This is a genomic window from Vibrio sp. 10N.261.51.F11 (genome assembly GCF_041471665.1).
Classification (GTDB): domain Bacteria; phylum Pseudomonadota; class Gammaproteobacteria; order Enterobacterales; family Vibrionaceae; genus Vibrio; species Vibrio crassostreae_C.
Window position 1 is genome coordinate 1 of record NZ_JBFROW010000058.1, and the last position, 6,452, is coordinate 6,452.

Genomic DNA, 6,452 nt, shown 5'->3' on the forward strand with positions numbered 1-6,452 from the left:
GTAGCGGCTTCGTTCAACAATCTGTTTAAGAGTGATTCGCAACGCATGGCATTTTTACCGTGCGTTGAGTTTAGTGTTTAAGGTGGTATACGGTAGCTTCGGTATTGCGTTGCTCACACCTTAACAGGGCTACATGGATTCCCCCGGTTGTCAAACATCCGCTAAACTTATGTTGATGGGTTTTGGACTGCCGCTCTACATTCGGCCTACTTATCGACGATTCGCATACGTCGTGGCCCTGATGACTTGCGCGACTGCGGTGCCTTATTCGTTAGATGACATCTAGTGTGTCCGCCGCATTAACAGGCTCTCCGCAAGTGGTCTTAACCTATCTCCATCATTAGCGTCTGCAATGACCCGGTGGTTTTAACTCTTTATGCTGCTTAAGTTTCTACTTAAGCAGCATAGTTTTCATATTCTGTTTGATTGTGTAAAAGCGACCATATAATTCGTGCGTTCTTCGCGGCAAGTGCCACTATTGCTCGGTTCATTCCTCTTCGTTCCAGAACGCCTCTGCACCACTGACTTAACTTATCTTGCTTGTCGCCAAGGTTGGCAATCACGGCTTTTATCAAATTGAGAACCGTTGCCTATCGAAGCAAGTATCGCAGTAGCGGTTTGCGGCCCAATACCTCGAACTTTCATCACTCGTTGAACATTAGCGCTGACCTTAGCAAAAGAGTCAAAGACTTGCTCAGTATCGGCGATACGTTGATTCAATTCACCAAGGTGGTGATAAGCATCGGCAATGACTGTTCTTGCGAGGTGTGGCAGTTCATTTTCTGCATCTTCGAGCATTAAGGGAACGTGTTTCGGCAATGAAGAGCGACCAACAGGAATGATTAATCCGAATTCAGAAAGCAGGGCGCGCATGCGATTCATAAGCGCGGTGCGCTCACGAACCCAATGCTCTCTCATTCTATGTACCGATAAGATGGCTTGTTGCTCGGGGGATTTTACGGGTACAAAGCGAGTTGATGGACGCTGAACAGCTTCGCAGATAGCGACTGCATCATTAAGGTCGTTCTTCCCTTTAGTTCGATAAGGAACCACGTATTTAACGGCCATGATACGGGCGTCGTGCCCAAGTTTATTGAGTGTTCTTGCCCAATAATGTGCACCACCACACGCTTCAACGCCTATACGCATGAGTGGCATATTTGCTATTGTAGTCAGTAGTTTAGAGCGAGTTACCGACTTATGAAGTATGACCTTACCATTTTGGTCTACGGCATGAAGACTGAAGTGGTTTTTAGCTAGGTCGATACTGCAGAAATAAGAATAATCAGACATGGTGCCTCCGATGCATTTAAGTACCACATAAGTGTGGCAGATCCTCGGTAGGGGGAATCCATGTCATTCGTTGATACCGCAATCAATCATCTAACCTTTTCATAGCTTTACGGTAAACATCGCTACGTTCGCGTTTTCCGACTGCTAAGACGGTTACAATGATGACATCGTCTTCAACTTTGTAGACGAGACGGTAGCCCGATTGGCGCAGCTTAATCTTATACATGTTGTCAGCTCCAGAGAGTTTTGAAGCCGGAACATGCGGGTTATCTAAACGCTCGATTAGCTTTTTCTTAAATTGTTGTTGAAGCGTTGAGCCAAGCTTTTTCCACTCTTTGAGTGCACTCTTTTTAAAGTCGAGTTTATAGGTCATCAATATTTACCGAAATACTCTCTTCAGATTCACGCTCTTTCGCAATAGTTAGTAGTTCAAGATCTTCGAGTCTGTCCATCATCATTTCGTACGCTTCGGCTGGTACGCAATAAAATGCTGGCTCATTTCGGTTCAGTACAGCAACAGGTTCACCGTAAGCACTAGTTGCAACTTTCATAGGGTTAGCTTTCAACTCAGTAATGCTTGCAGCAACATCGGCTAAAATTCTAGTGGTCATGTAATAGGTCTCTTAAGTGGTCTTTGTTTTGGTCATTTTAGCCTCAACCAAGAGGTATAACAAGTTGCTTAAGAATAATTCGCAACGCGTGGCATTTTTACTATGCGTTGGTTTATGTGTTTAAGGTATTGGTTTGCTCACACCTTAGCAAGGCGTAAAGTGTCGATATCTTGGGATAATAGTTCTAGATATCTAATTCAGAATAGCTGCGTAAACCTTAATTTAGAGGCTCTTGAACCATGGTATTACTTATAGTTTGGTTGGCTATTTGGGTTTCTTCAGTCAAGCCACTTGCTTCTGTCGCCCGACGAACATACCGCATTAGAGTACAAAGTAGTTCGAATGGTTGGAAAAGTATTTTGTTTTCTATATTGGCTCACCTTACCTTTGTTCAACTATTTAGCTTTCCTGTAGATAGTTGGTTTTACTGGGTACTTCCAGTACTAAATGTTTTGTTTGTTATGCACATGCTCTTGCTCTTGGATTTGGTTCTAGATCGTTATAGTGTGGTTGATACTTCACGTTTTACCCATCGTTCAATTGCACCTTTTTTGGTGTCATGTAGTGCATTTATTGCAATGCTTTTCTACTCAGCTTATCTCAATGATGCAATACTAAGGGGAGTATGTATTGCTGCTCTCTCAATAGGTTTGACAGGGTTTCTAGTAACTTATAGAAATGTAAAATAGGGTCATACAGCTAACAGAGTATTTTAGGTTGATAAGAATCAACCCAACCAAACAGGGCGCCAATAACGGCGCCCTTTGTGTTAGTTGGACACGCTGTAAGTGTCGTAATTGCGAAGTAAGAAGATTGCGATACAGGCTGCGAGCATTGGCCAAGAGGCGAAGAACAGTAGGTTGTTGAACGGGTCCATGTATTTTCCAAAAGAGGAAAAGGTTGAGCCTGCATGAAGGACTAAAATGGCTCCGTAGGTGTACTTTTTCCACATGCCTACAACGAATGCGCCTAAAAATCCGAGCTGCGCGACACCCAGAGCCATCATCGCATTGTTCGAGATGTCGATGCCGTAAAAGCCAGACAGTACTTTTGTCGCGTGCTCAGGGACAAGGATCTTATCCAAGCCCCAGAATAAGAAGACGATAAAAATGCCGATTCTCAGCAGTAGTAGGCTAGTCGCCAGTTTGGTTTGAAGTGTCTTTTCCATGATATCCCTTGTGATGCATTCAATGATGCGATGATTTAAATGTTCATCAAAGGAGACCCATAGCCTTCGCGTTTTCTTTCGCAGTTTTTTAGTGCCTTATGTAACAAGGAAATGTCTGGTTGGTTTGTTCCTCAACGTTATCGGACTCAAAATGCTGCTGCCTGAGTAAGCTGACAGTCAGGTTTATCGGCATCGGCTTATAAAAATAGAAGCCTTGGATATAGTCGACACCGAGCTTAGATAAGATTTTCACTTGGGATTCATACTCGACACCTTCGACGATGACTTGCATGCCTAAGGAGCGTGATAGTTGAAGCATGGACTCTAGCAAAGGGAGACCAAAGCTGGATTCGTCGGATATGTTTTTCACAAACACGCGATCGATTTTGAGAATGCTGAACGGGAACTGTCTTACGAAATCTAACCCTGCGTAGCCTGTACCAAAATCATCAATCGCGACTCTGACGCCCCTGTTCGATAGCTTGGTTAGGTTGTCTCTAATTTTGACCATGTCGGCATCAGAACATTCACCATATTCGGTTACTTCAAAAACCACCTGCTTGAGGATCTCAGGGTGTCTTTTAAAGATGCTGATCACTTTGTTAGAGAAGTTACTGTTAGACACTACGTTGCGGCTGATGTTGACGCTGATGTACTTTGAGTCGAACACATCTTGATTGCTTTTCAACGTCATTAATACTTTGCGCAGCACGAAGTAGGTGAGTTCCTCAATCAAGCCTAAGCTTTCAGCAAGCGGGATGAAAATAGCCGGGGAGACGTTACCTTCAATTGGGTCGTTCCATCGCAATAATGACTCACAGCCGACGATCTCGTTGGTGTTTTGGTTAACGATAGGCTGCATGTGAACATGAAGGTGCTGGTTTTTTAGCGCACTTGAAAGCGAATATTCTAAGCTGCGTTGGCTCTGCTTTTTATGCTTGATGGAAAGGAGAATAATGGTCGTGATTCCGGCCATCAAAAAGCCAAACCATAAATAACTCAACATGAAGTGAAGATAAAACTGATACCCAATGTATGAGGTGATGGTTAATGGGTAGGTGTTCGATTGTATCCGCACCTTGGCGATTGATGAGTCAATATCGATAGGGTGGATATCTCTTTTGATCACTTCAACTTTGGCCTGTATTCCATGGTTGCTGAGGCTTGTTTCAACAAGGTCATAGATGAAGTGTGGCGGAATCATCAGGCTCACTCCGGCATCTTCTTTGTTCGAGAAAATGAGCATGATGGACTGAACTTGCGTGATAGCCGAGTTGGAATACGACAGGGTCGTTAAATTCGGGTCGTCGTTGAGTCGCTGCCTAATGGTGCTGTATAGGCGAAATGAAACGTCAGCATCGGTGGTTGAACAGTAAAATCGGTTCTGTTTATTGAATACCGCTGCTTCTTTTACCCAATCGGCTTCAAAAACGTTTTGTCGAAGCTGTCTAACGATCGCGTCGCATGACTGTTCAGGTCTAACTTCAGATAAAAAACGGTCGAACCTTGATTGGATCCCTTCTAACCTGGTTTCGACTAACCTTGATGTGTCTTCGGTTAATGTTTGGTAGTGATACGGTGTAAAAGGAATGAGCATTGCCATGGAAAAAAAGAAAGAGATGGCAAAGTAAAATGAAGTCTTGGCAATGTTTTGGTACTTGATATCCATAGTTGGAGAAGCGTTACCGATTTATGTGAGCATTCGATTTAATTTATAAAGTTAGCGTTTAGGTAGCAATATAAATAATTAATAGTGTGAATGCAGGCACGAATTATTGATATAAATAATATATTTTCTAGTTTTACCAGCAAAATCTGAGCGTTATCTCATTTATTTGAGTTGGCGAGGCGTCATTTTTGATGATTTATGCGGATAACAAATGCTTATATCCTGATAAATTTTATTGTTATTTGCTCTGGCTGAATGAGCTAAATATTGAGCCACGTTTAAATAAATAAAGTCACGACACGATTCGTTTTGGTGGTGGCAGCATAAAGGATGATTATGACAAAACTGATATCGGCACTCATAGCGGTGTGCTTCTCATTCTCTGCGTTGGCCTACGAAGGTGTTGTTGATTGCGAGAATGCGATGAATACCATCGAGATCAATCACTGTGCGGCAATTGAGTTGGAATCTGCACAAGCGGAACTGGATAAATACCTTGCAGCCAGCTTTGAGCACAATGCTAATGAAGCTCAGCTGGTCGCTTCAATTAAGAAGGCTCAGGAGAGCTGGCAGGCGTACATGACAGCACATTGTGACTCTGTTTACATCCAATGGCGTGAAGGTTCTATTCGAGGGGTTATGGCGCTTTCCTGCAAGATGACGTTAACCAAGCAGCGCACGCATGAGGTGTGGGCGAATTTCTTAACCTACATGGACAGCACGCCTCCGGTTTTACCAGAGCCTAAATTAGCGCCGTAGGCAGGTTTAAAATACGTACAGGACTGTGCACCTGCTTCAACCTTTGGCGGGCGAATAAGAAAGCGATAGGGGATTGGCCTACTCTGTCGTTCTTAGTTCTTAGTCTCCAGCTTGAAGCATTACAGCTTGAAGTATTACCTAGTAAGGAATCGATTTTGAATAATGTCAGTATCACGCTTATTCAGCTTGAAGTTGAATACAAAAACAAACAAAAGAATATAGATTCGGTCTCTGATCTTTTGCAAGCGGAGCCGTCAGTCGGTGATATTACTTTACTGCCTGAACTGTTCACGACTGGGTATATTTTTAACGAGGCTGAAGAAATTCACGAATTGGCTGAAGACTTCGCCGACAGCAGTACTATTGATCCATTAACGCAGCTTGCAGCGAAGCATGACACCTTGATTGTTGCAGGCATTGCCGAGAAAGATAGCGGCCAATATTACAACAGCGTCGTGGTTGTGGATGCTTCCGGTTTACGACACAAATATAGAAAAATCAGTCAAACCAAATTCGATAAGCAGTATTTCTCGAGAGGGGAGGAACGCCTCTCGTTTGAGCACAAAGGCTTAAAGTTTGGTGTCGCGATTTGCTTTGATATTTGGTTCCCGGAGATCATGAGAGGGTATCAGTCGGTCGACGTTATTCTTCACCCTGCCAACTTCGGTGGGCATCATAGTTTTGCCATTGCTCAAGCGAGAGCCTTGGAGGAAGGGTGTCACATGGTTACTTGTAATCGCGTCGGGCAAGATGTGGTTAATGCGTTTACCGCGACTTATTGTGGTGGTAGCCGAGTCTACTCACCCAAAGGGGAGTTAATGACTCAGCTCAACGAAAGGCAATCGGTAGAAACCGTAAGTATTCAAGATCTCTCGATTGCGCCGCAATACAATGGCGTTGATGTTGAAGATGAGATGCAGCAAATCACCACTCTGTTAAACTGTTAAACTGT

At 43.6% G+C, this 6,452-nt stretch carries 6 protein-coding genes and 1 pseudogene; 2 read left to right on the forward strand and 5 right to left on the reverse strand.

Going from position 1 to position 6,452, the window contains the following annotated elements; all coding sequences use genetic code 11:
• Positions 1–395: 395 nt before the first annotated feature.
• The 5 genes and pseudogenes from AB4351_RS17290 to AB4351_RS17310 all read right to left on the reverse strand — a co-directional run bounded on the left by AB4351_RS17290 (position 396) and on the right by AB4351_RS17310 (position 4,741).
• A pseudogene (locus AB4351_RS17290) lies at positions 396–1,293 on the reverse strand (IS110 family transposase).
• A gap of 82 nt (positions 1,294–1,375) precedes the next feature.
• The gene (locus AB4351_RS17295; RefSeq protein ID WP_005377002.1) at positions 1,376–1,666 is read right to left on the reverse strand and encodes a type II toxin-antitoxin system RelE/ParE family toxin; all 291 of its coding nucleotides are present in this window, start codon (positions 1,664–1,666) and stop codon (positions 1,376–1,378) included.
• Positions 1,656–1,904, reverse strand: coding sequence for a type II toxin-antitoxin system Phd/YefM family antitoxin (locus AB4351_RS17300; protein ID WP_004730320.1), 249 nt, complete (start codon positions 1,902–1,904; stop codon positions 1,656–1,658). The genes AB4351_RS17295 and AB4351_RS17300 overlap by 11 nt, the downstream gene beginning before the upstream one ends.
• Positions 1,905–2,673: 769 nt before the next feature.
• On the reverse strand, positions 2,674–3,072 hold the full coding sequence (locus tag AB4351_RS17305) for a hypothetical protein (RefSeq protein ID WP_017064752.1): 399 nt from the start codon (positions 3,070–3,072) through the stop codon (positions 2,674–2,676).
• An 88-nt stretch (positions 3,073–3,160) separates the two neighbouring features.
• Positions 3,161–4,741, reverse strand: a complete 1,581-nt coding sequence (locus AB4351_RS17310; RefSeq protein ID WP_372126709.1) for an EAL domain-containing protein — start codon at positions 4,739–4,741, stop codon at positions 3,161–3,163.
• A 336-nt stretch (positions 4,742–5,077) separates the two neighbouring features.
• Here AB4351_RS17310 and AB4351_RS17315 point away from each other — a divergent pair, with 336 nt between their 5' ends.
• Both AB4351_RS17315 and AB4351_RS17320 read left to right on the forward strand, forming a co-directional pair.
• Complete coding sequence (locus AB4351_RS17315) at positions 5,078–5,500, forward strand: lysozyme inhibitor LprI family protein (protein ID WP_372126711.1); 423 nt, start codon at positions 5,078–5,080, stop codon at positions 5,498–5,500.
• A gap of 155 nt (positions 5,501–5,655) precedes the next feature.
• Positions 5,656–6,447, forward strand: coding sequence for a carbon-nitrogen hydrolase family protein (locus AB4351_RS17320; RefSeq protein ID WP_372126713.1), 792 nt, complete (start codon positions 5,656–5,658; stop codon positions 6,445–6,447).
• Positions 6,448–6,452: the final 5 nt, after the last annotated feature.